This window comes from Nocardia sp. NPDC006982 (genome assembly GCF_042869435.1).
Taxonomy (GTDB): Bacteria; Actinomycetota; Actinomycetes; order Mycobacteriales; family Mycobacteriaceae; genus Nocardia.
Genome location: NZ_JBIAFV010000005.1, coordinates 19,389 through 44,226, shown reverse-complemented (window position 1 = coordinate 44,226; position 24,838 = coordinate 19,389). Strand labels below are relative to the sequence as shown.

At 65.2% G+C, this 24,838-nt stretch carries 25 protein-coding genes and 1 pseudogene; 9 read left to right on the top strand and 17 right to left on the bottom strand.

Features of this window, described 5'->3' with window-relative positions:
• The first annotated feature begins 113 nt into the window (after positions 1 to 113).
• Positions 114 to 1,046: an alpha/beta fold hydrolase gene (locus ACFYOW_RS20720; protein ID WP_387290183.1), complete on the top strand. Its 933-nt coding sequence runs from the start codon at positions 114 to 116 to the stop codon at positions 1,044 to 1,046.
• 4 nt (positions 1,047 to 1,050) lie between these two features.
• Here the strand turns inward: ACFYOW_RS20720 and ACFYOW_RS20715 are convergent, their stop codons facing one another.
• From ACFYOW_RS20715 to ACFYOW_RS20705, 3 genes are read right to left on the bottom strand one after another with little or no spacing between them, the layout of a single operon-like run.
• The gene (locus ACFYOW_RS20715) at positions 1,051 to 1,935 is read right to left on the bottom strand and encodes a hypothetical protein (protein ID WP_387290181.1); all 885 of its coding nucleotides are present in this window, start codon (positions 1,933 to 1,935) and stop codon (positions 1,051 to 1,053) included.
• A gap of 27 nt (positions 1,936 to 1,962) precedes the next feature.
• Complete coding sequence (locus tag ACFYOW_RS20710) at positions 1,963 to 2,922, bottom strand: phosphotriesterase (RefSeq protein WP_387290179.1); 960 nt, start codon at positions 2,920 to 2,922, stop codon at positions 1,963 to 1,965.
• Positions 2,919 to 4,460: a long-chain fatty acid--CoA ligase gene (locus tag ACFYOW_RS20705; protein WP_387290178.1), complete on the bottom strand. Its 1,542-nt coding sequence runs from the start codon at positions 4,458 to 4,460 to the stop codon at positions 2,919 to 2,921. The genes ACFYOW_RS20710 and ACFYOW_RS20705 overlap by 4 nt, the downstream gene beginning before the upstream one ends.
• Positions 4,461 to 4,723: 263 nt before the next feature.
• Between ACFYOW_RS20705 and ACFYOW_RS20700 the strand changes: the two genes are divergently transcribed.
• The 5 genes from ACFYOW_RS20700 (at position 4,724) to ACFYOW_RS20680 (ending at position 8,445) form a co-directional block, all read left to right on the top strand.
• On the top strand, positions 4,724 to 5,302 hold the full coding sequence (locus ACFYOW_RS20700) for a TetR/AcrR family transcriptional regulator (RefSeq protein ID WP_387291392.1): 579 nt from the start codon (positions 4,724 to 4,726) through the stop codon (positions 5,300 to 5,302).
• Positions 5,303 to 5,450: 148 nt separating this feature from the next.
• Positions 5,451 to 6,206, top strand: a complete 756-nt coding sequence (locus tag ACFYOW_RS20695) for an SDR family oxidoreductase (RefSeq protein ID WP_387290176.1) — start codon at positions 5,451 to 5,453, stop codon at positions 6,204 to 6,206.
• A complete protein-coding gene (locus tag ACFYOW_RS20690; RefSeq protein ID WP_387290175.1) occupies positions 6,203 to 7,186 on the top strand; it encodes an NADPH:quinone oxidoreductase family protein in 984 nt (327 codons plus the stop codon). Before ACFYOW_RS20695 ends, ACFYOW_RS20690 begins: the two co-directional genes overlap by 4 nt.
• 34 nt (positions 7,187 to 7,220) lie before the next feature.
• Positions 7,221 to 7,982: a 3-oxoacyl-ACP reductase FabG gene (gene fabG, locus ACFYOW_RS20685; protein ID WP_387290173.1), complete on the top strand. Its 762-nt coding sequence runs from the start codon at positions 7,221 to 7,223 to the stop codon at positions 7,980 to 7,982.
• A gap of 10 nt (positions 7,983 to 7,992) precedes the next feature.
• On the top strand, positions 7,993 to 8,445 hold the full coding sequence (locus tag ACFYOW_RS20680; protein WP_387290172.1) for a MaoC family dehydratase: 453 nt from the start codon (positions 7,993 to 7,995) through the stop codon (positions 8,443 to 8,445).
• Between the two features lie 61 nt (positions 8,446 to 8,506).
• On the opposite strand, the gene ACFYOW_RS20675 is transcribed toward ACFYOW_RS20680, so the two are convergent.
• Genes ACFYOW_RS20675 through ACFYOW_RS20665 form a run of 3 tightly spaced genes read right to left on the bottom strand, consistent with a single transcriptional unit; the run spans position 8,507 to position 11,474 of the window.
• On the bottom strand, positions 8,507 to 9,562 hold the full coding sequence (locus ACFYOW_RS20675; RefSeq protein WP_387290170.1) for a phosphotransferase family protein: 1,056 nt from the start codon (positions 9,560 to 9,562) through the stop codon (positions 8,507 to 8,509).
• 15 nt (positions 9,563 to 9,577) lie between these two features.
• Positions 9,578 to 10,795, bottom strand: coding sequence for an acyl-CoA dehydrogenase family protein (locus ACFYOW_RS20670; protein WP_387290169.1), 1,218 nt, complete (start codon positions 10,793 to 10,795; stop codon positions 9,578 to 9,580).
• 58 nt (positions 10,796 to 10,853) lie between these two features.
• A complete protein-coding gene (locus tag ACFYOW_RS20665) occupies positions 10,854 to 11,474 on the bottom strand; it encodes an HAD family hydrolase (RefSeq protein ID WP_387290167.1) in 621 nt (206 codons plus the stop codon).
• A gap of 142 nt (positions 11,475 to 11,616) precedes the next feature.
• Between ACFYOW_RS20665 and ACFYOW_RS20660 the strand changes: the two genes are divergently transcribed.
• Entirely contained in the window at positions 11,617 to 12,828 is a 1,212-nt protein-coding gene (locus tag ACFYOW_RS20660; protein WP_387290165.1) for an RNA-guided endonuclease InsQ/TnpB family protein, read from the top strand.
• Between the two features lie 14 nt (positions 12,829 to 12,842).
• Here ACFYOW_RS20660 and ACFYOW_RS20655 read toward each other — a convergent pair whose 3' ends face one another.
• From ACFYOW_RS20655 to ACFYOW_RS20635, 5 genes are all read right to left on the bottom strand, one after another.
• On the bottom strand, positions 12,843 to 13,652 hold the full coding sequence (locus tag ACFYOW_RS20655; protein ID WP_387290163.1) for an SDR family oxidoreductase: 810 nt from the start codon (positions 13,650 to 13,652) through the stop codon (positions 12,843 to 12,845).
• The gene (locus ACFYOW_RS20650) at positions 13,652 to 14,665 is read right to left on the bottom strand and encodes an NADP-dependent oxidoreductase (protein ID WP_387290161.1); all 1,014 of its coding nucleotides are present in this window, start codon (positions 14,663 to 14,665) and stop codon (positions 13,652 to 13,654) included. Before ACFYOW_RS20650 ends, ACFYOW_RS20655 begins: the two co-directional genes overlap by 1 nt.
• A gap of 166 nt (positions 14,666 to 14,831) precedes the next feature.
• Positions 14,832 to 14,978 carry a hypothetical protein gene (locus tag ACFYOW_RS20645; RefSeq protein WP_387290159.1) on the bottom strand — a complete coding sequence of 49 codons (147 nt, stop codon included), beginning with the start codon at positions 14,976 to 14,978 and terminating at the stop codon, positions 14,832 to 14,834.
• An 84-nt stretch (positions 14,979 to 15,062) separates the two neighbouring features.
• Complete coding sequence (locus tag ACFYOW_RS20640; RefSeq protein ID WP_387290157.1) at positions 15,063 to 15,440, bottom strand: hypothetical protein; 378 nt, start codon at positions 15,438 to 15,440, stop codon at positions 15,063 to 15,065.
• A gap of 17 nt (positions 15,441 to 15,457) precedes the next feature.
• Positions 15,458 to 15,676 carry a hypothetical protein gene (locus ACFYOW_RS20635; protein ID WP_387290155.1) on the bottom strand — a complete coding sequence of 73 codons (219 nt, stop codon included), beginning with the start codon at positions 15,674 to 15,676 and terminating at the stop codon, positions 15,458 to 15,460.
• A 173-nt stretch (positions 15,677 to 15,849) separates the two neighbouring features.
• Here ACFYOW_RS20635 and ACFYOW_RS20630 point away from each other — a divergent pair.
• Positions 15,850 to 15,981 (top strand): annotated as a pseudogene (locus ACFYOW_RS20630) (antitoxin VbhA family protein); the annotation flags it as partial.
• A gap of 122 nt (positions 15,982 to 16,103) precedes the next feature.
• Here ACFYOW_RS20630 and yjfF read toward each other — a convergent pair.
• Genes yjfF through ACFYOW_RS20610 form a run of 4 tightly spaced genes read right to left on the bottom strand, consistent with a single transcriptional unit; the run spans position 16,104 to position 20,647 of the window.
• Positions 16,104 to 17,117: a galactofuranose ABC transporter, permease protein YjfF gene (yjfF, locus tag ACFYOW_RS20625; protein WP_387290153.1), complete on the bottom strand. Its 1,014-nt coding sequence runs from the start codon at positions 17,115 to 17,117 to the stop codon at positions 16,104 to 16,106.
• Positions 17,114 to 18,145: an ABC transporter permease gene (locus ACFYOW_RS20620; protein WP_387290152.1), complete on the bottom strand. Its 1,032-nt coding sequence runs from the start codon at positions 18,143 to 18,145 to the stop codon at positions 17,114 to 17,116. The genes yjfF and ACFYOW_RS20620 overlap by 4 nt, the downstream gene beginning before the upstream one ends.
• The gene (locus ACFYOW_RS20615) at positions 18,142 to 19,674 is read right to left on the bottom strand and encodes a sugar ABC transporter ATP-binding protein (protein ID WP_387290150.1); all 1,533 of its coding nucleotides are present in this window, start codon (positions 19,672 to 19,674) and stop codon (positions 18,142 to 18,144) included. Before ACFYOW_RS20615 ends, ACFYOW_RS20620 begins: the two co-directional genes overlap by 4 nt.
• Positions 19,675 to 19,687: 13 nt before the next feature.
• Positions 19,688 to 20,647: an ABC transporter substrate-binding protein gene (locus tag ACFYOW_RS20610; protein ID WP_387290148.1), complete on the bottom strand. Its 960-nt coding sequence runs from the start codon at positions 20,645 to 20,647 to the stop codon at positions 19,688 to 19,690.
• Between the two features lie 227 nt (positions 20,648 to 20,874).
• Between ACFYOW_RS20610 and ACFYOW_RS20605 the strand changes: the two genes are divergently transcribed.
• Positions 20,875 to 21,945, top strand: coding sequence for a LacI family DNA-binding transcriptional regulator (locus ACFYOW_RS20605; protein ID WP_387290146.1), 1,071 nt, complete (start codon positions 20,875 to 20,877; stop codon positions 21,943 to 21,945).
• Positions 21,946 to 21,949: 4 nt separating this feature from the next.
• On the opposite strand, the gene mmsB is transcribed toward ACFYOW_RS20605, so the two are convergent.
• Together mmsB and mmsA are read right to left on the bottom strand one after the other, a co-directional pair.
• Entirely contained in the window at positions 21,950 to 23,266 is a 1,317-nt protein-coding gene (mmsB, locus tag ACFYOW_RS20600; RefSeq protein ID WP_387290144.1) for a multiple monosaccharide ABC transporter permease, read from the bottom strand.
• A complete protein-coding gene (mmsA, locus tag ACFYOW_RS20595; protein ID WP_387290142.1) occupies positions 23,263 to 24,816 on the bottom strand; it encodes a multiple monosaccharide ABC transporter ATP-binding protein in 1,554 nt (517 codons plus the stop codon). Before mmsA ends, mmsB begins: the two co-directional genes overlap by 4 nt.
• Between the last annotated feature and the right edge of the window lie 22 nt (positions 24,817 to 24,838).

Here is a 24,838-nt window from a genome sequence, read left to right as displayed (position 1 = left end):
CACGTAGGTTAAGCGGCGATCAAGAGGTTCGACGCACGGAGCCGAAAGTTGAACTTGACGTCAGAGTCGAATACGGTGGCGATCTATATTGCCGTGGTAGACGAGGTGACCCATTGGACGCACGCAATCTGCTGGACGAGTGGCTGGGGCTGGGGAGTCGCCAGGTCGCGACCAATGGGATCGAGTTGCGGGTTGTCGAGCATGGTGACGGTCCCGTTGTGGTGTTCTGTCATGGTTTTCCCGAGCTCGGATTTTCTTGGCGGCATCAGGTTTTCGCGCTCGCGGAGGCGGGTTTCCGGACGTTGACACCCGATATGCGTGGATACGGTGGCAGTTCTCGGCCGGCCCGGATCGAGGACTACGACATGGCCGCGCTGTGTGATGATCTCGTCGGTTTGCTCGATGCGGCCGGTGTCGAGGATGCGATCTTCGTCGGTCATGACTGGGGTGCGTCGGTGGTGTGGCAGTTGGCCCTGCGGCATCCGGATCGGGTGCGGGCCGTTGCGGGGTTGAGTGTTCCGGCCACACCGCGGTCGGTCGCGGCGCCGTTGCCGATTCTGCGGTCCCGGCTCGGCGACGAGTTCTATATGTGCTGGTTTCAGGAACCGGGCCGCGCTGACGCTGAGCTCGCGTCGGATGTGCGTCGCACGCTGCTGCAGGACGATGTCGTCGGTGTCCGGGATCTGTTGAGCGGCAACGGTTCCGAGATGGCGGCTCCGGCCTGGCTGAGTGAGGACGAACTCGCCTACTACATAGAGACTTTCACGGCGACCGGTTTCACCGGCGGACTCAACTACTATCGCAACCTCGACCGCAACTGGGAACACAGCGCGCACCTGGCCGATGCGAAGATCCATCAGCCCGCGCTGTTCATCGCAGGGTCCCAGGATGCCGTCATCCGGTTCACTCCGACCACCAAGATGGCTCACATACTGTCCGACCTGCGGGCGACCGTTGTCCTGGACGGGGCCGGACACTGGATTCAGCAGGAACGCGCGGACGAAGTCAGCGCCGCACTCATCGACTTCGCCCGCAGCGTCAGCTGAAGACCTACCCGACCACCTGCCGATAGCGCGCGGACAGCAGCTGCGGGAATCCGAGGCCGCCTTCGATCACCCGGATCGCCAACGGCGAAGCGAGCGCACGCAGGCGCGCACACCCGGTTTCGCCGATCGCTTCGTACGGAAAGACCGAGAGTTCGTCGGTCCGGCTCTCGATCGCGCCGCGTCGCTCGGAGCCGTGCTCGCTCAGCGCGACAGCATCGTCGGCCATCCAACCCCGCTCACGAAGCCGCCGGACACCCGCGGCCCAGTCCAGTTCGCTCCAGGATCGGCTGGCGCGCAACACTTCCGGCGATATCTCGCCGGTCGCACTGTGGGTGATCAATGCCTCGATACCGTCGAGCCCCTCCGTCAGCAGCAGGGCGACGTGTCCGTCGCCGCGGTACTCCCGCAGCAGTGTCTGCGCATGCCACAGCATCAGATGTGGTTCATCGGGCCACGGCAGCGCCGCATGCGCCGCGAACAACGGACGGCCCTGCGGGCGTTCGCAGGCACGTTCGGCGGCTTGCCGGGCGAGCTCGGCGGCTTCACTCACCTCGGGGCCATAGATGTCATCGCCCCATGCCTGCCGAAGCGACCGATCGACGGCACGCATACGAGCTCGGAAAATGTCTGCGGGGGAAGTGATTTCCCATGCGGCAGGGATGACGGCCCGCACCGCGTCCGGATTGAAATTGAAGAACGTGGCGATGGTGACCTCGGCAGCCACCGGCCCGAATGCCGCGGACCGGGACGCGAAGTACATCATGCGCGGATCCGTAATGCCCAACTCGCGGTAAGCATCCGGGCCGTGCGGGGTGAAGTAGATCACCCCGTGTATCGGCTCGAGCGCGCGGAACGTCAGATGGGCACTACGCGGGGAGATGGCAGTCAACGGCGTTGCTCCGGGTATCTATTCGGTTCACTTCTCGAAGTACCGGCGCGGATTGCGCACCAGAATCGCGTCGATATCGTCCTCGGTGAGTCCCCGCGCGGTCAGCGCCGGAATCAGATCTTCACTGATGTGCCGGTAGTTCCACCGCGGCGCCACCTGCGCTTTGGCCTCCGGATCGAACCAGTCGATGTGGCACGCCGCGTCATGTGCGATAACCACGCTGTCCAGGTAGCCGCGCCGCACCAGTTCGACAATGGTGTCGATCCGATCCTCGAACGGCAGCAGGACGTCGAGCCCGAATCGATCCATGCCGAGCAGCGATCCCGCGTCGGCGAGTTCGGTGAGGTAATCGATATCGGTGGTGTCGCCGGAGTGGCCGATTACCACGCGACTCAGATCCGCACCTTCCTCGGCCAGCACCCGCTGCGCCACCAGCCCGGATCGGGTGTGCGGGTTGGTGTGCACGGTGATCGGCGCACCCGTTTGCGCCGATGCCTGCCCGACCGCGCGTATGACGCGTTCCACGCCGGGCGTCAGTCCGGGTTCCTCGATGGCGCATTTGAGGAATCCGGCGCGCACACCGGTATCGGCGATGCCCTCGGTGAGGTCCTTGACGAACATTTCCACCATCGGCTCCGGCCGATCGAACAGCAAACCCGAACCGGTGTAATGGAATTGGAAGGGCACATCGTTGTAGGTGTAGATGCCGGTGGCGACAATGATCCGCAAATCCGTTCTGGCCGCGATCTTCTGGATGCGCGGCAGATAGCGGCCCAGCCCGAGCACGGTCGGATCGAGGATGGTGTCGATGCCGAGGGATTTCAACTCGTCGAGTTGACTCACGGCATCGTCGACGCGGGCGTCCTCGTCCCAGTCGGCATAGTTCTGCCGGAATTCCTCGCCGAGTACGAAAACGTGCTCGTGCACTAGGACGCGGCCGAGTTCGGCGGAGTCCACGATTCCGGTCGCGGTGGGGATTTCCGTCATCGGGATGCCTTGTCTGTCAAGAGATTCCGGTCGAGAGCGCGTTTGAGGATCTTGCCGGTGGCGCCCTTGGGTAGCTGGTCGGTGAAGGCGAAGCGATGCGGCACTTTGTACGCGGACAGCCGCTCCTTTGCCCAGGACCGCAGATCCGCCGGATCGAGTTCGACCCCGGGTGTGGCGGCGACGACCGCACCGACCTCCTCGCCGTAGTGGTCGTCCGGAATGCCGATCACCGCGACTTCGACGATGTCGGGATGCTCGTACAGCACTTCCTCGACCTCGCGCGGATAGACGTTGTATCCGCCGCGAATGATGAGATCCTTTGCGCGGTCGACGATATAGACATAGCCGTCGGCGTCGACGCGGCCCAGATCGCCGCTCTTCAACCAGCCGTCGCGCAAATCGGCGGCGGTGGCGTCGGGCCGGTTCCAGTACCCCTTCATGATGCTGGGGCCGCGCAGGAAGATCTCGCCGACGGTGTCTGCCAGCAGTATCTTGCCGTCGGGATCGCGAACCTCGATCGACGTCCCGGGCAGCGCAGCGCCGACCGAGCCCACCCGCTGTTCGCGATTCAGCGGGTTGTAGGTCGCCGCACCGGTGGATTCGGTGAGTCCGTAGCCCTCGAGAATGGTGCAGCCGAAGCGATCCGAGAAGGCGCGGATCACCTCACCGGGCAGTGACGCCCCGCCGGATGCCGCCAGCCGCAGGCTCGCGAAATCTGCTGCACTGTAGTCACCGGCCGCGTGCAGCATGGCATTCCACATGGTCGGCACACCGGCGACGTGGGTGAGCTGCTGATCGCGGATCATCGCGATCATGGCCCGCGGTTCGAAGGGCGTCACCATGGCGAAGGACGCGCCCGCGTGCAGCGCGGTGAGCAGACACACCGCCTGCCCGTAGACATGGAACAGCGGCAGTCCGGTGCCGAAGCGATCGTCCGGGCCGAGCTGCAGCTGATCGGTGAAGATTCGAGCGGTCTCGGTCAGATTGGCGACGGTGAGTTCGACGCCCTTCGGTTTGCCGGTGGTTCCGGAGGTGTAGAGCAGCACGGCGGTGTCGTCGGCGCGGCGGCGCACCGGTTCGGCCACGGGCTCGGCCGGTTCGGCATGCGCGCCCGGCGCGAGCGCGAGCAATGGCAGATTTCGTTCGGTGGCCGCCTCCTGTGCTGCCTCCTGCGCGCCGTGCCATGCGATGACGATCCGCGCGCCGGAGTCGTCGAGCACATACCCGATTTCGGGCGCGGTGGCCATGGTGTTCATGGTGATGGCGATGGCGCCGATGAGCTGCGCGCCCAGATATGCGACGACGAATTCGGCAACGGTGGGCGCCACCAGCAGCACCCGGTCGCCCGTGGCGATACCGGATTCGCGCAGCAGGCCACCGTAAGCCGCACTGCGCCTGGCCAATTCGCCGTAGGTGAGCTGTACGTCCGTGGCCAGCAGCGCGATGGCTTCGGGGCGTTCGGCGGCGTGCTGCCAGCACCGGTCGGCGACATTGGTCGGCTGATCCGATGCGGTCGGGGAAGCCGGATTCGCAGGCATGGCTTGCTCCAGTTTTATGAGTGGGCGAGAACTGATGTGACCCAGGCCACGTCAGTGGGTCGGACGCTACTTGAATTTGGCGTCATGTTCAATAGATGTTGTGCCGATACAGGTTGCCCAGCGGCGTCGTGGGGTCGCGGGAGCGGCGGGCGCTGTTACGATCCACCACGTCAGCGAGCCGGACGACAGCGAGTGAGGCCGTGAACGCCCAGGAAGCCACCGAGGACCAGCCCGGTCGGGTGCCCCCACGGAGTAAGCGTGGCATGCGCACCAGGTCCGCACTGGTGACCGCGGCGCGCGAGGTGTTCGAACGCGACGGTTTCCTCGACGCCAGGATCAGTGACATCTCCAAGGCCGCCGGGGTCGCCTCCGGCTCGTTCTACACCTACTTCGACAGCAAGGAAGAGATCTTCGCCGCGGTCGTCGAGCAGGTGCGCGAGGAAATGCTGCACCCGCACATCCGGGAGCGGGTCGGCATCGACGACCCGCGTGAGTTGATCGCCGCCGCCAATCGCGAGTACCTGCTGTCGTATCGGCGCAATGCGCGGCTGATGGCCGTGCTCGAGCAGGTGTCGAAGATCGATGAGAAGTTCCGGGTGCTGCGCTTCGAGCGCGCCCTGGCCTTCGTCGAGCGCAATGCCGAGATGATCCGGAATCTGCAGGATCGTGGCCTGGTGGACGCCGAATTAGATGCCGAGGTCACCTCGCTCGCGCTGTCCAGCATGGTGAGCCGTATGGCGTACTTCGTATTCGTCGAGGGGCGGAAGGTGTCCTTCGAGAAGTTGGTGAAAACGCTGAATCAGTTGTGGTTCAACGCTCTTCAGCTGAAAGAAGCTCACTGACCGATCGTCGGCCACGCGGCCGGCCGGTGTGTACCGATCATTCATGTGACCCGCATCACGTGACGTGCGGCCTCACTTGAACTTGACGTCGGAATCAAGTTCGGTGAGTCTGGGTCACGCAGTTCGAGCATCAGGAGAGGCTTACGTAATGGGTCGTTTCGACGGAAAGACGGCGATTGTCACCGGAGCTAGCCGCGGTATCGGGCTGGCCATCGCGCAGCGGCTGGTGGCCGACGGTGCGCGGGTCTGTGTGACCGCCCGCAAAAAGGACGCGCTGGACGCGGTGATCGCCGAACTCGGCGGACCCGAGCACGCCATCGCCGTCGCGGGACGAGCCGACGACGTCGAACATCAGACCGAGGCCATCGAGCGCACGCTGGAGACCTTCGGCTCGGTCGACTTCCTGGTCAACAATGCCGGCATCAACCCGGTGTACGGACCGATGGTCGAACTCGACCTGGCCGCGGCCCGTAAAGTCTTCGAGGTGAACTGCCTGGCGGCGATCTCCTGGGTACAGCAGGCGCACAAGGCATGGCTGGGCGAGCACGGCGGCTCGGTCGTCAATGTCGCGTCGGTTGCCGGGATCAAGCCCGCGCCCGGCATCGGGTTCTACGGGGCAACCAAGGCGATGCTGGTGCACATCACCCAGGAGTTGGCGGTCGAACTTGGCCCGTCGATCCGGGTGAATGCGATCGCGCCGGCCGTGGTGAAGACCCAATTCGCCACCGCGCTCTACGACGGCCGCGAGGAGCAGGTCGCCGCGGCCTATCCGCTCAAGCGCCTCGGCGTACCCGAGGACATCGGCAGTGTCGCCGCCTTCCTGCTCTCCGATGACGCGGCCTGGTTGACCGGCCAGCTGATCGTCGTCGACGGCGGCGTCACGCTCACCGGAGGCGTGGCGTGAAGGCTTGGCAGGTAACGGAATTGGGCGAACCGGCGCAGGTACTGCGGCTGGTCGAACTGGAGGAGCCCGAGCCCGGTCCAGGCCAGGTGGTGGTGCGCACCCGCGCCGCGGCCGCGAACTTTCCGGACGTACTGATGTGCCGGGGCGAGTATCAGATCAAGCCCGAACTCCCGTTCACCCCCGGGGTCGAACTGTGTGGTGAGGTGGTCGCGGTCGGTGCCGACGTCGACGGCATCGCGATCGGCGACCGAGTGCTCGGCAGTCCGGCGCTGCCCTGGGGAGGGTTCGCGGAACTGGCGGTCATGCGCGCCGCGGATGTCTTTCCCGCCCCGGCGGCGCTCGACGATGCCGAGGCCGCCGCCCTCTTCATCGGCTATCAGACGGGCTGGTTCGGACTGCATCGGCGCGCCGGCCTGCGGGCGGGGGAGACGCTGCTGGTGCATGCGGCGGCCGGTGGCGTCGGCAGTGCGGCCGTGCAATTGGGTAAGGCGGCCGGGGCCACGGTGATCGGAGTGGTCGGCAGCGCGGCCAAGGCCGAGGTCGCGCGGGCGCTCGGCGCAGACATCGTGGTGGATCGCAGCGCACAGGATTTCGTCTCGGTCGTGCGGGAAGCGACCGACGGTCGCGGTGCGGACGTGGTGTACGACCCGGTCGGCGGCGAGGTTTATCAGCGGTCCACCAAGTGCATCGCCTTCGAGGGACGCATCCTGGTCGTCGGCTTCGCGGGCGGGCAGATCCAGTCCACCGCACTGAATCACGCACTGGTGAAGAACTATTCGATCCTCGGTCTGCACTGGGGCCTGTACCGCGACAAGGATCCGCAAGCGGTGCGCGACTGCCATCTGGAACTGACCGGGCTGGCCGAGCAGGGTGTGGTGAAACCCTTGATCGGCGAGCGGCTGCCACTGGATAGCGTGGCTGCCGGACTGCAGCGCCTCGCCGACGGCAAGACCGTCGGTCGTGTGGTCTTCGAACCGTGAACGGTGCCAACCGAATTCGACAAGGAGAACCGTAATGAGCAGTGAGACAACCCGTACCGCCATCGTGACCGGTGCGGCACGCGGCATCGGCGCGGCTGTCGCCAAGCGGCTGGCGGCGGATGGATTCGCGATCGCCGTCCTGGATCTCGATGAGGCGTCTTGCAAAACCGTTGTCGCCGAGATCGAATCGGCCGGCGGCAGGGCGCTCGCGGTGGGCGCGAACGTCGCCGATGAACAGGCTGTCGCCGCGGCGGTCGAGCGGGTCGCCGCCGAACTGGGCGCGCCGACCGTCCTGGTGAACAATGCGGGCATCATCCGCGACAACATGCTGTACAAGATGACCGTCGACGACTGGGACGCGGTCATGGGCGTGCACCTGCGCGGATCCTTCCTGATGAGCCGCGCGACGCAGAAGTACATGACCGACGCGGGCTGGGGCCGCATCGTCAATCTCTCCAGCACTTCGGCGCTCGGCAATCGCGGTCAGGCCAACTACGCCGCGGCCAAGGCCGGATTGCAGGGATTCACCAAGACCCTCGCGATCGAACTCGGCAAATTCGGCGTGACCGTGAACTCCGTCGCGCCGGGCTTCATCGAGACCGAGATGACCGCCGCCACCGCCGAGCGCATGGGTGTTTCGTTCGAGGAGTTCAGCAAGACCCTGGTGGCGCGGATTCCGGTGGGACGCGTCGGCAAGCCCGCGGATATCGCGCACACGGTGTCGTTCTTCGTCAGCGAGGGCGCGTCGTATGTCACCGGCCAAGTACTCTACGTCGCCGGCGCGCCGACGGTCTGAGGCGCGAATAATGAAGGTATTCAATGGAATCGGCGAACTCGAGCAGGCCGTCGGCACCCATCTCGGCTACAGCGAATGGCACACCGTTACCCAGGAGCAGATCGATCTGTTCGCCGAGGCGACCGGTGACCGTCAGTGGATTCACGTCGATCCGGAGCGGGCCGCGCAGGGACCGTTCGGCACGACGATCGCCCACGGCTATCTGACCCTGTCCTTGTTGCCGCAGCTGGTCTGGCAGGTTTATCGCGTCGACGGGGTGCGGATGGGAATCAACTACGGCAGCAACAAGGTTCGCTTCCCATCGCCGGTGCCATCCGGTAGTCGCGTGCGGGCGGGCGTGGAACTGGTGAAGCTCGAGCCGACCAAAGCGGGGGTCCAGGTGACGGCTCTGGTGACCATCGAGCGCGAGGGCAGCGACAAGCCCGCCTGCATTGCCGAAGCGCTGTCGGTGCTCGTGCCCTGATAGAAGTGTGAATACGCGAAACGGCCTGTTTCCCGATATCGGGAGACAGGCCGTTTTCCCATCAGAAACCGGCTTCGGTGGCGATCCGGTCGGCGGTTTCGGCGAGTCCGTCGACCAGGTCGGTAGTCGGAATGCCCGCGGCCGCACGGTTTCGGGGGTCGTCGAGGGTTCGCCGGTACACACCCTCGGCAATGACCGCGAGCTTCCACAGACCGAGCGCATGCCAGAACCCGAGTGCGCGCCGGTCACGTCCGGTGATCGCGAGATACTCCTCGACCAGTTCGGCACGGGACGGAAAACCCGGGAGCGTGACCATTTCCGTACCCGGAATGGCCGCTTCGCCCGGCATCGGCCAGTAGGCCAGCAGACTGCCGACATCGGCCAGCGGATCACCGAGGGTGCACAGCTCCCAGTCGAGTACGGCGGCGATCGCACCGGTCTCCGGTGTGGTGATCACATTGCGGAGGTTGTAATCGCCGTGCACGAGCGCGAGTTCGCGCTGTTCGGGAACGGCGGCCCGGAGCCGCTCGGTGAGGCGGTCCACCAGCGGCAGGTCCCGTGTTTTCGACTTCTCCCACTGTGCCGACCACCGTTTGAGCTGTCGCTCGGCATACGGTTTGTGGCTGGCCAGGTCGATCAGCGCGGTGGCTTCCAGATCGACGGCGTGGATGCGGGCCAGCGTCCGCACCAGTGACAGCCCGGCGCTGCGGCGCAGCTCGGGGGTGATTCGCTCGGCGGTCTCGACCCCGTCGATGACCAGTCCGTCGACGAATTCCATGAGCACGAGCGCGATCTCGCCCTCGTGCCGGATATCGTGGACGCGCGGCACCGGGACATCGGTGGGCGCCAGGGCCGACATGACTCGGGCCTCCCGCGCCACATCGTGCGCGGACGCCAGCAGGTGGCCGAGCGGCGGACGCCGCAGCACCCAACGCCGCCCGTCCGCGTCGGTGATCAGGAAGGTCAGATTGGACTGGCCGATCCCCACCCGTTCGGCCCGCACGGGCGCGGTGCACGCCGAACCGAGCGAGGACACCCAGTCCGCGAACGCGGCCGCATCGATATCGAAGCCGGTCGCGTCCGCGGTGGGCTGAATGAGCCCGTTACTCGTCTGCATTCGTTCCTGTCCGTCCTACGCCCCGGTCCTGAACTTACCGAGTTCGGCGCGCGCGATGGCGCGTTTGTGCACTTCGTCGGGTCCGTCGGCCAGACGCAGTGTGCGCAGGTGCGCGTACATGCTGGCGAGCGGGAAATCGTCGGTGACACCGGCCCCGCCGTGCACCTGGATCGCCCGATCCACGATCCGCAGCGCCATCTCCGGTGCGGCGATCTTGATCGCCGCGATCTCGACCTGGGCCGCCTTATTGCCGACGGTGTCCATCATCCAGGCGGCCTTGAGGGTCAGCAGCCGGGCCTGTTCGATATCGATGCGGGCCTCGGCGATCCAGTCCTGGATATTGGCGCGCTCACTCAGCTTCTGCCCGAATGTGATTCGCGATTCGGCGCGTGCGCACATCAGTTCCAGCGCGCGTTCGGCCATACCGATGGCGCGCATGCAGTGGTGGATGCGACCCGGACCGAGCCGGGCCTGGCTGATGGCGAAACCCTCGCCCTCGCCCTTCAATACATCCGTGACGGGCACCCGCACATCGGAGAAATCGATCTCGGCGTGGCCCTCGCGGTCGGCGTAGCCGAACACCGGCAGATTGCGCATGACCGTCACGCCGGGTGCGTCGATCGGCACGACCATCATCGACTGCTGACGGTGCTTGGGTGCGTCCGGATCGGTCTTGCCCATGACGATGAGCACCTTGCAGTTCTTGTGTAATGCATTGGAGGCGAACCACTTCCGACCGTTGAGCACGTAGTGGTCGCCATCGCGCGTCATGCGCAGCTGGATATTGGTGGCGTCGGAGCTGGCGACGGCGGGCTCGGTCATGGCGAAGGCGGAGCGGATGGTGCCGTTCAGCAGCGGCTCCAGCCAGCGCTCCTTGTGCTCCTGGGTGCCGAAGAGAGTGAACACCTCCATATTGCCGGTGTCGGGCGCCGAACAATTGCACGCCTCCGGCGCGAGATGCGGGCTGCGGCCCATGATCTCGGCCAGCGGGGCGTATTCCAGATTGGTCAGCCCCGGACCCCATTCGGGATGCGGATGGAACAGATTCCACAGGCCGCGGGCGCGGGCCTCGGTCTTGAGGTCCTCGACGATCTGCGGATGGTGGTGCGGATCGCCGGCTGCCGCCATCTGCTTCTCGTATTCCGACTCGGCCGGGTACACGCATTCGTCCATGAAGGCGCGCAGATCGCGTTGATACTGCTGGGTGCGCTCGGACGTGCTGAACAGGTCCATCGAGGCTCCGATCGTTGGTGCGGGTGGTCGAAAGAGACTGCGCCGCAAGGTGGGTGGATCAGCTGGGGGTTCGTAGCGCGGGCCACAGCAGGGCCGCCGTCGATGCGGCGTCGCGATGCACGATGCCGCCGAGTCCGAGAAGTTCGGCCGCGGTGATGTTCTGCTCGAGGTCGTCGACCATGATGGTCTGCTCGGGCGTGACACCGAGCCGTTCACAGCCGACGAGATAGGCCCGGCGGGACGGTTTGCGGGTGCCGATCTCCGCGGAGATGGTCACCGCGTCGAACATGGCGGGCAGGTCGAAGCCCGCGTAGCAGTTGTCGCCGAGCGAATTCGACAGCAGACCGACGCGATAGCCCGCCGCGCGGACACCCGCGACCAGCTCGATCATCTCCGGATCGGGATGCAGTCGGGACTGGATGCGATCGACAAGGCCCGCATCGTCGATTTCGACGCCGTGCGCGCGCAGTCGCCGCGCGAACCCGACCTCGAACTCACGCTCACCGATGCGCCCCTCTTCGTGATCCACCAGCAGCGCACTGCTTTCGGGATCGCGGGTCAGCAGTCGCAGCGGCAGCCGCGGGTCGCCCAGCTCCGCGCCGAATTCGGCGAATGCGGCGAGGACGGCGGTGGTGAGCACACCGCCGAAATCGAACAGCACGGCGCTGCGCGTACTCATCCGATGGCCGTGGCGTGGAGGTCCCCGGCTTCAGCCATGGGGAGTGGGTGGGGCGAGTTTATGCCTGGCATGTCTGGTGTCGAAAACGAGCCTGGCGCAGATTGTTTCACTGTTTACGACCTGACTTGTTAGTGTGTGGGGCATGGGGGTGGGCTTGGTGAAGCGGGCGTATAAGTACCGTTTCTATCCGAGCGAGCGGCAGGAGCGGGAGCTTGTGCGTACGTTCGGATGTGTTCGTTTGGTCTATAACAAGGCTTTGGAGGCCAGGACTACTGCGTGGTTCACCGAGCAGCGGCGGGTGAACTACAACGAGACTTCCGCGATGCTGACTGCGTGGAAGAAGACCGATGGCCTGGAATTTTTGGGTGAGGTGTCTTCGGTGCCGTTGCAGCAGGCGTTGCGGCATTTGCAGCGTGCGTTCGCTGGCTTCTTCGATAAGCGGGCGAAGTATCCGCGTTTCAAGTCGAGGAAGAAGTCTCGGTCGGCGGCGGAGTTCACGAGGTCGGCGTTCACATTTCGTGACGGGGAACTCACCCTCGCGAAGATGGCCGAGCCATTGAATATCGTGTGGTCTCGGCCGTTGCCCGAGGGTGCGCAACCGTCCACGGTCACTGTGTCTCGTGACAGCGCGGGCCGCTGGTTCGTGTCCGTGCTCACCGAGACCGTAGTAGCTCACCACCCGCCGACCGATAGTGTCGTTGGTGTGGATGCCGGGATTACTTCGCTGCTGGCGTTGTCGACTGGGGAGAAGATCACCAATCCCAAACATCTGCGGCGAGAACAGGCGCAGTTGGGGAAAGCTCAACGCGCTCTTGCCCGCAAGGCCAATGGGTCGTGCAACCGGGATAAGGCTCGCCGGAAGGTGGCGCGTATCCACGCTCGTATCACCGACCGTCGTAGGGATTACCTGCACAAACTGAGTGCTCGGCTCGTTCGTGAGAACCAAACGATCGTGATCGAGGATCTGAATGTGGCGGGGATGCGTCGCAATCACAGTCTGGCGCGTGCGATCTCCGATGCTTCGTGGTCGGAGTTGCGTTCGATGTTGGAATACAAGGCCGCCTGGTACGGGCGTGAGGTGATTGTCGTGGACCGATGGTTCCCGTCGAGCAAAGTCTGTTCGGCGTGTGGGTCGCTGCACGACACGATGGGGTTGGATGTGCGGGAATGGGTGTGCCGGTGCTGCGGCGCGATTCATGATCGTGACGTCAACGCTGCGAGGAATATTTTGGCCGCCGGGCTGGCGGTGTCTGCCTGTGGAGGCGGTGTAAGACCACCCCGGCAGTCGTCGGCGCGGCAGTCGCCGATGAAGCAGGAAATCCGACCTGTGAAGGTTGGAATCCCCCGCCTCTAGGCGCGGGGAGGAAGTCAAGACAGTGACTTCCGATAGCGCTGCATGCCCGCGATCCACCGATCGTGATCGGCAGCCTTGCGGTGCAGGAATTCTCGGACCTCCTCGTGCGGCAGCACGAGGAAGCGTTCGGCCTCGATCGCCTCGAGCACGTGATCGGCCACGTCGAGCGGAGCCAGCACCGCGCCGGCTCCGGTGACGGCGCGGGTGGCCAGGTCGCCTGCGGATCCGCCGTCCGTGCCGAGTCCGGTGAGCAGGGCGGTATCGACGCCCATCGGACACAGGCAACTGACCCGCACACCGAGATCCCCGTACGTCACCGCCAGCCATTCGGCGAATCCGACGGCCGCATGCTTGGAGACCGCGTAGGTGGCCGAACCGATCTGGGTGAGCAGTCCCGCCGCCGAGGCGGTGCTCACGAAGTAGCCGCTGCCGCGCTCGAGCCAGCCCGGGACGAGCAACCGCGCCGCCCGCACGTGGGCCAAGGTGTTGACCTCGAGTGCTTGCTCCCACTGCGCCTCGGTGGCGTCCAGTCCCGGGCCGCCGCCGACACCGGCGTTCGCGAAGAACATGTCGACGGGGCCGAATTCGGTTGTGGCCGTAGCGATGAGCTTGCGGAGATCGGATTCGGATGCGGCGTCACCGGCCTGTCCGGACACCGCGCCGGGAAATGCCTCGGCGAGTTGACGTGTCGTCGCCGCGAGCCGGTCCGCATCACGGTCGGTGATCAGGACGCGAGCTCCGTGCTCGAGCAGGCGTTGCGCGATGGCCGCGCCGATGCCGCCCGCGGCGCCGGTGACGATTGCGACCGCGTTCGCCACGCGCATCAGTTCGCCTCGCCATTCAGCCGGACCAGCATCTTGCCGGTATTGGCACCGCGCAGCAGGCCGAGGAAGGCCTCGACAGCGGTGTCGATCCCGGTCAGCACCGTGGTGGGGACGCGGAGGCTGCCATCACGCACCCAGTCCGCCGCGAGCGCCGCGTATTCGGGTGCCAGCTCCGGATGGTCGGTGAGGATGAAGCCGCGCAACGACAGTCGGCGAACTACCGCCAGCGCCAGATTCTTCGGGCCGGGCGGCGGGGTTTCGGCGTTGTACCCGGCGACGGCTCCGCACAGGGCGATTCGGCCGAAGTCACGCATCGAGCCGATCGCCGCCTGCAAATGGTCGCCGCCGACATTGTCGAAGTAGACGTCGATGCCGTCCGGGGCCGCCTCGTGCAACCGTTTCCCCAGACTGCCCGCCCGGTAGTCGATCCCGGCGTCGTAGCCGAACTCCTCGACCAGCCGCCGTGCCTTCTCCGGACCGCCGGCCGATCCGATGATCTTGGCCGCGCCGAAGTGCCTGGCCACCCGGCAGGCGGCAAGACCGACGGCGCCTGCCGCGCCCGAGATGAATACGACATCACCCGGACGGACCGGCGCGATTTCCTTCAGACCCACATACGCCGTGAGCCCGGGGATGCCGAGCGGGCCGAGGTAGGTCTCGGCCGGTGCCAGCGTGGTATCGACGACGCGCGCCTGCCCCGCCTTCAGCAGCGCGTACTCCCGCCAGCCGAGATCGTGCAGCACTGTCGCGCCGACTTCGATTCCCGGTACACCCGAGGCGACGACGGTGCCTACCGCGCCGCCGTCCATGGGGGCATCGAGTCGGAACGGCGGAATGTAGGACTTCACGTCGTTCATGCGGTTGCGCATGTACGGATCGACCGACATCCAGTCGTTGCGGACCAGCAACTGCCCACTGCCCGGATCCGGGACATCCGTGGTCACCATCCGGAAATCGGATGGTGCGGGTTCGCCGGTGGGCCGGGCCACCAGATGTACCTCTCGGCTCTTCACGACCAGAAACCTCCATGTTCATGCGCGCTGACCGGGGCGTCCGCGATGGAGCGCCGGTTGCCGTTGCCGGATGGCTCAGAGGTTAGTTGAAGTTGACGTCGGATTCAATTATTGCATCGTGCTGCCAGGTCGGAAACCGGATTACGGCTCACGGTCGGGGCGCCGGTCACGGCACATCCGGCCACGATCCGATTATGCGGACTGCACGGGGATCGCCGCGCGGACTTCGGCGGCATTGATGGCGTTTCGCCTCCAGATTGCGCCGCACGTAGCTGATCATGAGCAGGGCGATCACCGCGGCCGCGGCAAACATGCCGAATCCGCTGGTGGTGGGCAGGCTATGTAGAACCGTCCCCGGCCACGCACAGCCGGGGACGGGAGTTGTGACGGGCACACGTCACAACAGCCAGCCTGGTCGGTTGTCGACCCACACGACCGGTTGGGGGATCGTGCCGTCGCAAATGCAGGCCCACAAAGTGGGCGTGGGCATCTGGTGGTGACGGGCCCTGATGGCGGCGGTATCGGCGAATCGCACGACAGGCGGCCGAAGGAACGGGTCGCCTCCGGGGTTCCATGCATTGATGCACGCCAACGACCAACCGGGATGGTCGCCGACTTGAACGTCGGGTGAGGGCACCCAGGTGTAGCGGCCGTTCCGCCAGGCGGACAGTTTCGAGGCTGGCACTCCGGCGCTGAGCGCGAATTGGGTAAGGCCGAAGTAGCGGCGGATTTCGGTATCGCGCGAGTCAGGCCGGTATGCGGCGGCGGTGGGCATCTGGTTGGCGGGGATCCTCACTGATCGGCCCACTTATGGAGGGCGTCTTCGATGCGTTCGAGTAGTTCGACTGGCAGATCCACTGGAGCTGGCGGACCGATGAGCGGGATCCGCTGCGGCAGCTCGGTGTCGATGACGGAGGCGGCGTCGATGTCGATGAACGCCACCCCCAACGCGGAAGTTGTTTCCAGCTCCGGCGCGTGCATCTCGATGGCATCGATGCGTTGGATTTCCAACAGGTCATCGAGTTCGTTTGTGGGAGTGCTGGTTCGACGGCAGGTGCCGTGATATCGGTCCTGATGAAATTCGTCGTGCTTGTGACCTCACCTGTGGCGACTCGCACTCCGGTGCGTGGGATCCCAACGCAAGTCCGAGGCGGTGATGGCGTCTGTCTGTCGAAGAGTTGACTGTGGAACAAGCACGTTCTGCACTGCAGGCGGACGCCTCGGTGCGGGGCGAGGGGTTGACTCCGAGCTCGGATGCCGACGCGATCGTCGAACATTGGTCGCGCGGCGAGATCGGTACGGAACAGATGCGTGAACTCGTTCGGCGCTTGCACGGCGTCGAACGACGGCAGACCTTTTGTCGATCCCGAGTCGGGTGTTCTTCGCGACAGGCTCGTCGTCGTTGGTACCGAGCTGCTGCCGCACGGCAGCGTCCTACCTATCCGTCGCGGGTTGCGATGGTGCGCTGGAGCAGGATGAAGGCGAGTAGCAGGACGCCGATGAAGATCTTGGTCCACCAGGAACTCAGAGTGCCTTCGAAGCTGATGATGGTCTGGATTACGCCGAGGGTCAGTACACCGAGTACCGAGCCGAGGACGAATCCGGAGCCGCCGGTGAGCAGGGTGCCGCCGATGACGACCGCGGCGATGGCGTCGAGTTCCATGCCGACGGCGTGCAGGCTCCAGCCGGACAGGGTGTAGAGCGTGAACAGGATGCCCGCGAGTGCCGAACAGAAGCCGCTGATCGCATAAACGGCGACCTTGGTCCTGGCCACCGGTAGCCCCATCATGAGCGCAGACTGTTCGTTGCCGCCGATCGCATACGCGGTGCGACCCAATCGGGTGTAGTGCAGAACGACGAAGGCCACGGCGACAACTACCAGCGCGACGATCATGCCCACCGTCAGGAATACGTCCCCGCCGAGCCGGAATCGACGCTGCGCCAGATCCGTATACATGGGGTCGGTGATCGTGATCGAATCCGTGCTGATCACGTACGCCAGCCCGCGCGCGAGGAACATGCCGGCCAGCGTCACGATGAACGGCTGGATCTCGAAGTAGTGGATGACCGCGCCCATCGCGGCGCCGAAGAGCGTGCCGCCGACCAGCATGAGCGGCATGACCAGCAGCGGCGGCCACCCGTGCACGGTCACCAGCCACGCCGAGACGACCGTGGACAGGGCCAGCACCGCGCCGACGGACAGGTCGATGCCGCCGGTGAGGATCACGAAGGTCGTCCCGACGGCGAGAACGAGCAGAAAGGCGTTGTCTATGAACAGGTTCACGAAAACCTGCGGATAGCCGAATGCCGGATAGCGCATCACCCCGACGCCATAGATGACGGCGAACAGCGCCGCGGTGGCCAGTACCGGGATGTATCGGCTGCGGTATCCGCGCATCGTGGGTCGGCGCAGCATCGGGCGGACGGCACGGGCCTGGGTAAGCACGTTCATCTAGTCGCCTCCGTAGCTGTCGATGGGATGCTCGGTCGGGTTCGGCGGCGAAAGACCTTGGCGCGGAACGCCGGTGACTGGATCAGGCATACCGCGATCACCACGACCGCCTTGGAGACCAGTGTCGTCTCCGGTGGCACGCCGACGGTGTAGATCGTGGTGGTGAGCGTCTGGATCACCAGCGCCCCGAGGACGGTGCCGCCGAGTTGAAATCGCCCACCGGTCAACGCGGTACCGCCGATGACGACCGCGAGAATCGCATCGAGTTCGATCCACAGTCCTGCGTTGTTGCCATCCGCCGCAGAGACATTCGAGCTGATCATCAGTCCCGCGATCGCGGCGCAGCACGCGCAGACCGCGTAGACGGCGACGATCAGACCACCGGCCCGGATGCCGACCAGACGCGCCGCCTCGGCATTCCCGCCCACCGATTCCAGCAGCAGCCCGAGCGCACTGCGCCGCAACAACAAGGCGAGCCCAGCGAACACTGCGGCGGCGACCAATACGGGCACCGGCAGCCCGAGCAGATAACCACCACCGATGACCTTGTACGGCGGACTGTTGATCGTGATGATCTGACCGGACGTAATCAGCTGTGCGACACCGCGCCCGGCCACCATCAGAATCAATGTCGCCACGATCGGCTGAATCCCGAAGCGCGCCACCAACACTCCGTTCCACAGTCCGAGCGCGACCGCCACGCCGAGCGCGATCAGCACCGCGACGGCGACGCCACCGGCATCGGCCTGATCCGGCATATTGCTGATGTGCAGACAGGCCAGCGCACCCGCGATGGCCACGACCGTGCCGACCGACAGGTCGATGCCGCGCGTCGCGATGACCAGCGTCATGCCGAGCGAGATCAGCACCAGTGGTGCGCCGTAGCGCAGGATATCGATCAGGCTGCCGTAGAGGTGTCCGTCCTGGATGTGGATCGAGAGGAACCCGGGCGTGAACGCGACGTTGACGATCAGCAATGCGACGAGCGCGGCCGCTGGCCAGAACAGGTGGCTTCGGATAATCGTCATGAAATCGCGCCGCTCGCAATAGTTTCGGTGAGGCGGTCCATGGTCAGGGTGGCATCGTTGACGAGTTCGGCGACCAGCCGCCGATCGCGCAGGATCGCCACCTTGTGACTGAGCCGCAGTACCTCCTCGAGTTCGGCGGAGATGAACAGCACCGACATGCCCTCCTCGGACAGTGAGATGACCAGCCGCTGAATTTCCGCCTTGGCCCCGATATCGATGCCGCGGGTCGGTTCGTCGAGGATCAGCAGTTTCGGCCGGGTGGCCAGCCAGCGGGCCAGCAGCACCTTCTGCTGGTTGCCGCCGCTGAGGAATTTCACCGGCGTATCCGGATCGGCCGGGACGATCCGCAGCGAGGTGATGTACCCGGCGACGAGTTCGTCGCGCTTGCGCGCCGACAGCGGCCGGGCCCAGCCGCGCGCGGCCTGGACCGCGAGCACGATATTGTCGCGCACCGACAGGTCGAGGATCAGGCCCTGGGATTTGCGATCTTCGGGACAGAAGGCGATCCGGTGGTCGATCGCGGCGCGCGGCGAGCGCAGTGCCGTCGGTGCGCCAGCCACGCGGAGATTCCCGGTGGACGCGCGGTCGGCGCCGAAGAGCAGGCGCGCCACCTCGGTGCGGCCGGAGCCGAGCAGCCCGGCCAACCCGACGACTTCACCGTCCCGGACGGTGAGATCGAATGGCGCGACAGAATTGCGGCGCCCGCCGATCCCGGTGGCCTGCAACAGCGGATCGTGGCGCGCCACCACCGCCGGATCCGGCTTCTCGTGCTCGATCTCGTCGAGCGTGCGCAGCGCCGTGCCGAGCATGTGCGCGATGAGATCCTTCTGGTCCAGTTGCGCCACCGGATACTCGCCGACGAGAGTTCCGTTGCGCAGCACGGTTGCCCGGTCGCAGATCTCGAAGATCTGATCGAGGAAGTGGGTGACGAATCCGATCGCCACGCCATCGGCGGCGAGCCTGCGCATCATCGCGAACAGTTGCTCGACCTCACCGGTGTCCAGCGATGAGGTCGGCTCGTCCAGGATGAGGACCTTCGCATCCAGGTCGACGGCTCGGGCGATGGCGATGAGCTGTTGCACCGCAAGCGAATACGAGCCGAGTGGGGCCGCCACATCGATGTTCAGATGCAGTCTGGCCAGCAACCGGGCGGCCTCGCGACGCATCGCGGCGAAGCGGATCAGACCGGCCCGCCGCGGTTCCCGTCCGATGTAGATGTTCTCCGCGACCGACAGATTCGGGCACAGATTCACCTCCTGATAGACGGTGCTCACCCCGGCCCGCAGCGCCTGCTGCGGGCCGGTGAAGCGCACCGGGCGACCGTCGAGTTCGATGATTCCGGCATCGGCGTCGTGGATTCCGGTGAGCACCTTGATGAGGGTGGATTTGCCCGCACCGTTCTCACCGACCAGTGCGTGTATCTCACCGGGGAACAGCCGCAGGTCCACCTCGGACAGTGCGGTGACCCCGGCGAAACGCTTGACGATGCCCGACATCCGAAGTGCGGGTGTGACAGTCGGTTCCGACATGCACTGCTCCGGCTCAGTACGTCCGGGTGGGCAGCGCGGCGGCGGCCTGGTCCTGGGTGTAGACGCCTTCGTCGGTGACGATCCGCTTGGGCGTCGGGCGACCCGCCACGACATCCTTGGTGATCTCCATCAGCTTCGGGCCGAGCAGCGGATTGCATTCGACCACGACGTTGATCTTGCCGTCGGCCATGGCCTGGAAGGCATCTCGGGTCCCGTCGATCGAGATGATCTTGATGTCCTTACCCGGCTTCAGCCCGGCCTCCTCGATCGCCTGGATCGCACCCAGCGCCATATCGTCGTTGTGCGCGTACAGCACGTTGATATCCCGGTGCGCGGCCAGGAATGCCTGCATGACCTCTTTGCCCTTGGCGCGGGTGAACTCCGCGGTCTGCGATGCGATGATCTTGAACTTCGGGTCGGCGCCGATGACGTCCTGGAAACCCTTCTTGCGATCCGTCGCGGGCGCGGATCCGGTGGTGCCCTGCAATTCCGCGATATTCACCGTGTCGTTCGAGTTCTTGGTCGCGTCGACGAGCCAATTCGCCGCCCTGCGGCCCTCTTCGACGAAATCCGAGCCGAGGAAGGTCACATAGAGCGAGGTGTCGGCCGAGTCGACCGCGCGGTCGGTGAGGATCACCGGAATCTTGGCGTCCTTGGCCTCCTTCAGGACGGTGTCCCATCCGGATGCGACGACGGGGGAGAAGGCGATGACGCCCACGCGCTGCTGGATGAAGGTGCGGATCGCCTTGATCTGGTTTTCCTGTTTTTGTTGGGCGTCAGCGAATTTCAGCTGTATTCCGGCGGCGGCCGCGGCGTCCTGGATGGATTTCGTATTCGCGGTGCGCCAACCGCTTTCAGCGCCTACCTGGGAGAACCCGAGTACGGTCTGGTCGCTTCCCGAGCTGCCGCAGCCGGCGGCCGTTGCTGCGGTGAGGACAAGTGCGCTGGCGGTGATCAGAAGCCTCTTCAACACGATCAGGCTCTCCCTTGAATTGTGAAACGTGTTGCACCGAGGTGCGGTAGTCCTGTTAGTGTTAGCGCTCACATTCTTCTAGTCAAGAGCTTTCGCGGCCGTAATCTGGTAGCGACGAATGGATATCGGTTGCCGAGGTCGGCGCGGTGGTTCAGGGTCGCGGTGTGGCCACCGGCCGTGTGAGCGTTAACCTGGGGGAACCGGGACGACGCTTTGGAAGGTGGGATGTGAGGGACAGGGACGGATTTGCCGCCGGGGACACCTCAACGGCGGTTCGACCGACGGGCGCGCGCCCGGCGGTCATGACCGATGTCGCCAAACTCGCCGGAGTCTCCCATCAGACCGTGTCGCGGGTGCTCAACGGCAGTGCGAACGTGCGCCCGGAGACCCGCGAGCGGGTATTGCGCGCCGTCGAACAACTCGGCTACCGCCCCAACGCCATGGCAAGGGGGCTGGTCAGCAGGCGCTCGAATATGCTCGGCGTGGTCAGTTTCGACACCATCCTGTACGGCCCGGCATGCACCCTGCTCGGCATCGAACGTGCCGCTCGCACAGCGGGTTACGGTGTCAGCATCTTCGCGCTGGAGACGGTGGACCGTTCCAGCGTGCTGGCGGCCGCGAACAGTCTGGCCGATCAGGGTGTGGACGGAATCATCCTCATCGCCCCGCAGATGGCCGCCGCCGCCGCACTGCACAACCTGCCCGAACGCCTGCTGGCCGTCGCGGTCGAGGCCGGACAGGACAGTGGTTTGCCGTCGGTATCGGTGGATCAGGTCGAGGGTGCCCGGCTGGCCGTGCAGCATCTGCTCGAACTCGGGCATCGCACGGTATGGCAGGTCGCCGGACCCAGTGACTGGCTGGAGGCACGCGACCGCATCGACGGCTGGCGACGCACGCTGGGGGCCGCGGGCGCGCCGATCCCCCCGGTGATCGGCGGGGATTGGAGTGCCCGCTCCGGCTACGAAGCGGGCCTGCTGCTCGCCGCGCAGCCCGACGTGACCGCGGTATTCGCGGCCAATGACCAGATGGCGCTCGGCATGCTGCGCGCCTTCACCGAACGCGGTATTCGGGTGCCCGCGGATATCTCGGTGGTCGGTTTCGACGACATTCCGGAGGCCGCCTACCTTTCGCCACCGCTCACCACCGTCCGGCAGGACTTCGACGAAGTAGGCCGCCGCAGTATGCAGATGTTGTTGCGGCTCTTGGAATTCGACGGCACCACCGCCGAACCGGCATCGCCGTCGGTGGTGCCGACGCTGGTCACGCGCGACAGCACGGCGGCACCGGCCCAGCGGTGAAGTGTCAGGCCGCCGCTCGCTTCTTGTTGTAGACGTCGAACGCCACCGCGGCCAGCAGCACCAGGCCCTTGATGACCAGCTGCCAGTCGCTGCCGACGCCGAGCATCGACATGCCGTTGTTCATCACGCCCATCACCAGCGCCCCGACAATGGCGCCGACGACCGTACCGATACCGCCGCTGGCCGACGCGCCACCGACGAATGCCGCGGCAATGGCGTCGAGCTCGAAGTTCTGCCCCGCCTTCGGAGTTGCCGCACCGAGCCGGGCCGCGAAGATGACACCCGCCAGCGCAGCGAGCACGCCCATATTCACGAAAACCCAGAACGTATTGGCTTTGGTATTCACCCCGGACAGTTGTGCGGCCTTCTCATTGCCGCCGACGGCGTAGATCCGTCGCCCGATCACCGACCGGTTCATAACGAACGAATACAGCACGATCAGCACGATCAGAATGACGCCGATAATCGGAATCCCGTTGTAGGACGCCAATACGAAACTGAATGCGAGGATGACCGCACCGAGCGCCGCCAACTTCGCGATGAACAGCGAGCGGGGCCCGGCAGGCAGACCGTAGGAGCGGCGGCGTTGCCGCACCCGCCATTGCGACCACACCAGCGCCGCCACCGCGAGCGCGCCGATGAGCAAGGTCAAACCGTTCAGCTCGCCGACGCGCAGCCGTATCGCGATTCCGTTGAACCCGGCGAACTGAACGGCATGCAGCGGCAACCAATTCGGAAGATACCCGGCCGCGATATTCACGAAGCCCTGCGGGAACGGCCCGATCGACTGCCCTTTGAGCACCAACTGCGCCAGACCACGGAACAGCAGCATGCCGCCGAGGGTGACGATGAATGCCGGAATCTTGACGTAGGCGATCCAATATCCTTGCCATGCACCGATGGCCGCGCCCATCGCGACGGCCGCAAGCACGACCAGCGGCCACGGCCAGTGCCACTGCACGATGGCGATACCGGTCACCGCGCCGACCAGCGCGCACAGTGATCCGACCGACAGGTCGATGTGCCCGTTGATGATGACCAGCATCATCCCGATGGCCAGCACCAGGATGTAGCCGTTCTGCAGGATGACATTGGTGACATTGAGCGGCGTCAACAGGCTGACACCGTCGGAAAGCTTTGCCGTGGTGAGGATTTGGAACAGCAGCGTAATCACCACGAGCGCAACGATCATGCCGTACTGGCGCACATTGCCGCGCAGGGTGCGGCGTAGCGCTGCGAGCGCGCCCACCTGTTTCTGCTCGACGGCCTTCGCGATAACCTCCGCAGAGTCGTCGTCTTCCAGCTTGTCCAGCAACGTCATTCGGGTACCGCCTCGGCTGTGGCGGTACCGCGTGTCATCAGTTTCATGACAGCCTCCTGTGTGGCTTCGTGTTTCGGGAGTTCGCCGGTAATACGGCCCTGGCTCATCGCGTAGACGCGATCACACAGGCCGAGTAATTCCGGCAACTCCGAGGAGATGATCAGCACGCCCTTCCCGGCGGCGGCGAGCTGGTGGACGATCAGGTAGATCTCGTATTTGGCGCCGACGTCGATACCGCGGGTCGGCTCGTCGAGGATCAGCAGATCGGGTTCGGTGAAGATCCATTTGCCGAGTACGACCTTCTGCTGATTTCCGCCGGAGAGGTTGCCGACCTTCTGAAATACCGTCGGCGTCTTCACTGTCAGCCGGGTGCGCAGGCGCTCGGCTTCGACGATCTCGCGGTGGGTGTCGATGACGGTGTGCCGGGAGACCGCGGGAAGATTGGCCAGGGTTATATTGCGCCGGATGTCTTCATCGAGGATCAGTCCGTATTGTTTGCGGTCCTCCGAGACATAGGCTATCCCTGCGGCTATCGCATCGCTCACCGACGAAACTCGCAGTACCGCACCATCTTTGCGGATCGTGCCGCGAATATTGCGGCCGTAGGACCGGCCGAAAACACTCATCGCCAATTCCGTGCGCCCGGCACCCATCAATCCGGCGATACCGACGATTTCACCGCGCCGTACGTTCAGTGCGGCGTCCCGGACGATCCGGCGATCGGCGATGGTCGGGTGATCGACATTCCAATCGGCGATCTCGAAGAACACCTCGCCGATCTGCGGATCCGCACGCGGCGGGAACCGGTGGTCGAGATCGCGCCCGACCATTCCCTTGATAATGCGATCCTCGGTGACCTCTTCGGCCGCCGCATCGAGGGTCTCGATGGTGCGGCCGTCGCGCAGCACGGTTATCGAATCGGCGACCGCGAGCACCTCATTGAGCTTGTGCGAGATAAGGATCGAGGTGATGCCCTGTTCGCGCAGTTGCCGCAGTAGCGCGAGCAGGCTCGCGCTGTCGGTCTCGTTGAGTGCCGCGGTCGGTTCGTCGAGGATGAGCAATCGCACCTGTTTGGACAGCGCCTTGGCGATCTCCACGAGCTGCTGTTTACCGACCCCCAAAGCGGCGACCAGGGTTTCGGGATCCTCGACGAGACCGACCTGCCGCATCAGCAGCATCGCCTGCCGATTGGTCTCGTGCCAGTCGACGGTCCAGCTGCGCAGCCGTTCATTGCCGAGGAAGATATTCTCCGCGATCGAAAGCTGCGGCACCAGCGCCAATTCCTGGTGGATGATCGCGATACCCGCCGCCTCGCTACCGCGAATATCCTTGAACGCCACATCGGTACCGTCCATGCGGATCTGTCCGCTGTAGGAGCCGTGCGGGTAGACGCCGCTGACCACCTTCATGAGCGTCGATTTGCCCGCGCCGTTCTCGCCGACCAGCGCGTGGATTTCGCCGTCGGCCACCGCGAAATCCACTGCGTCGAGCGCTTTGACACCCGGGAATTCCATGGTGATTCCGCGCATTTCGAGAATGTGCTTGGTCATGCGCTGTGTCCTTTTCTGCATG

Coding starts and splice junctions, on each gene's coding strand:
- ACFYOW_RS20710 (WP_387290179.1), bottom strand. CDS start 2,922: ATGACGGAAATCCCCACCGCGACCGGAATCGTGGACTCCGCCGAACTC.
- ACFYOW_RS20705 (WP_387290178.1), bottom strand. CDS start 4,460: ATGCCTGCGAATCCGGCTTCCCCGACCGCATCGGATCAGCCGACCAAT.
- ACFYOW_RS20700 (WP_387291392.1), top strand. CDS start 4,724: ATGCGCACCAGGTCCGCACTGGTGACCGCGGCGCGCGAGGTGTTCGAA.
- ACFYOW_RS20695 (WP_387290176.1), top strand. CDS start 5,451: ATGGGTCGTTTCGACGGAAAGACGGCGATTGTCACCGGAGCTAGCCGC.
- fabG (WP_387290173.1), top strand. CDS start 7,221: ATGAGCAGTGAGACAACCCGTACCGCCATCGTGACCGGTGCGGCACGC.
- ACFYOW_RS20680 (WP_387290172.1), top strand. CDS start 7,993: ATGAAGGTATTCAATGGAATCGGCGAACTCGAGCAGGCCGTCGGCACC.
- ACFYOW_RS20675 (WP_387290170.1), bottom strand. CDS start 9,562: ATGCAGACGAGTAACGGGCTCATTCAGCCCACCGCGGACGCGACCGGC.
- ACFYOW_RS20670 (WP_387290169.1), bottom strand. CDS start 10,795: ATGGACCTGTTCAGCACGTCCGAGCGCACCCAGCAGTATCAACGCGAT.
- ACFYOW_RS20665 (WP_387290167.1), bottom strand. CDS start 11,474: ATGAGTACGCGCAGCGCCGTGCTGTTCGATTTCGGCGGTGTGCTCACC.
- ACFYOW_RS20660 (WP_387290165.1), top strand. CDS start 11,617: ATGGGGGTGGGCTTGGTGAAGCGGGCGTATAAGTACCGTTTCTATCCG.
- ACFYOW_RS20655 (WP_387290163.1), bottom strand. CDS start 13,652: ATGCGCGTGGCGAACGCGGTCGCAATCGTCACCGGCGCCGCGGGCGGC.
- ACFYOW_RS20645 (WP_387290159.1), bottom strand. CDS start 14,978: ATGTTTGCCGCGGCCGCGGTGATCGCCCTGCTCATGATCAGCTACGTG.
- ACFYOW_RS20640 (WP_387290157.1), bottom strand. CDS start 15,440: ATGCCCACCGCCGCCGCATACCGGCCTGACTCGCGCGATACCGAAATC.
- yjfF (WP_387290153.1), bottom strand. CDS start 17,117: ATGAACGTGCTTACCCAGGCCCGTGCCGTCCGCCCGATGCTGCGCCGA.
- ACFYOW_RS20620 (WP_387290152.1), bottom strand. CDS start 18,145: ATGACGATTATCCGAAGCCACCTGTTCTGGCCAGCGGCCGCGCTCGTC.
- ACFYOW_RS20615 (WP_387290150.1), bottom strand. CDS start 19,674: ATGTCGGAACCGACTGTCACACCCGCACTTCGGATGTCGGGCATCGTC.
- mmsB (WP_387290144.1), bottom strand. CDS start 23,266: ATGACGTTGCTGGACAAGCTGGAAGACGACGACTCTGCGGAGGTTATC.
- mmsA (WP_387290142.1), bottom strand. CDS start 24,816: ATGACCAAGCACATTCTCGAAATGCGCGGAATCACCATGGAATTCCCG.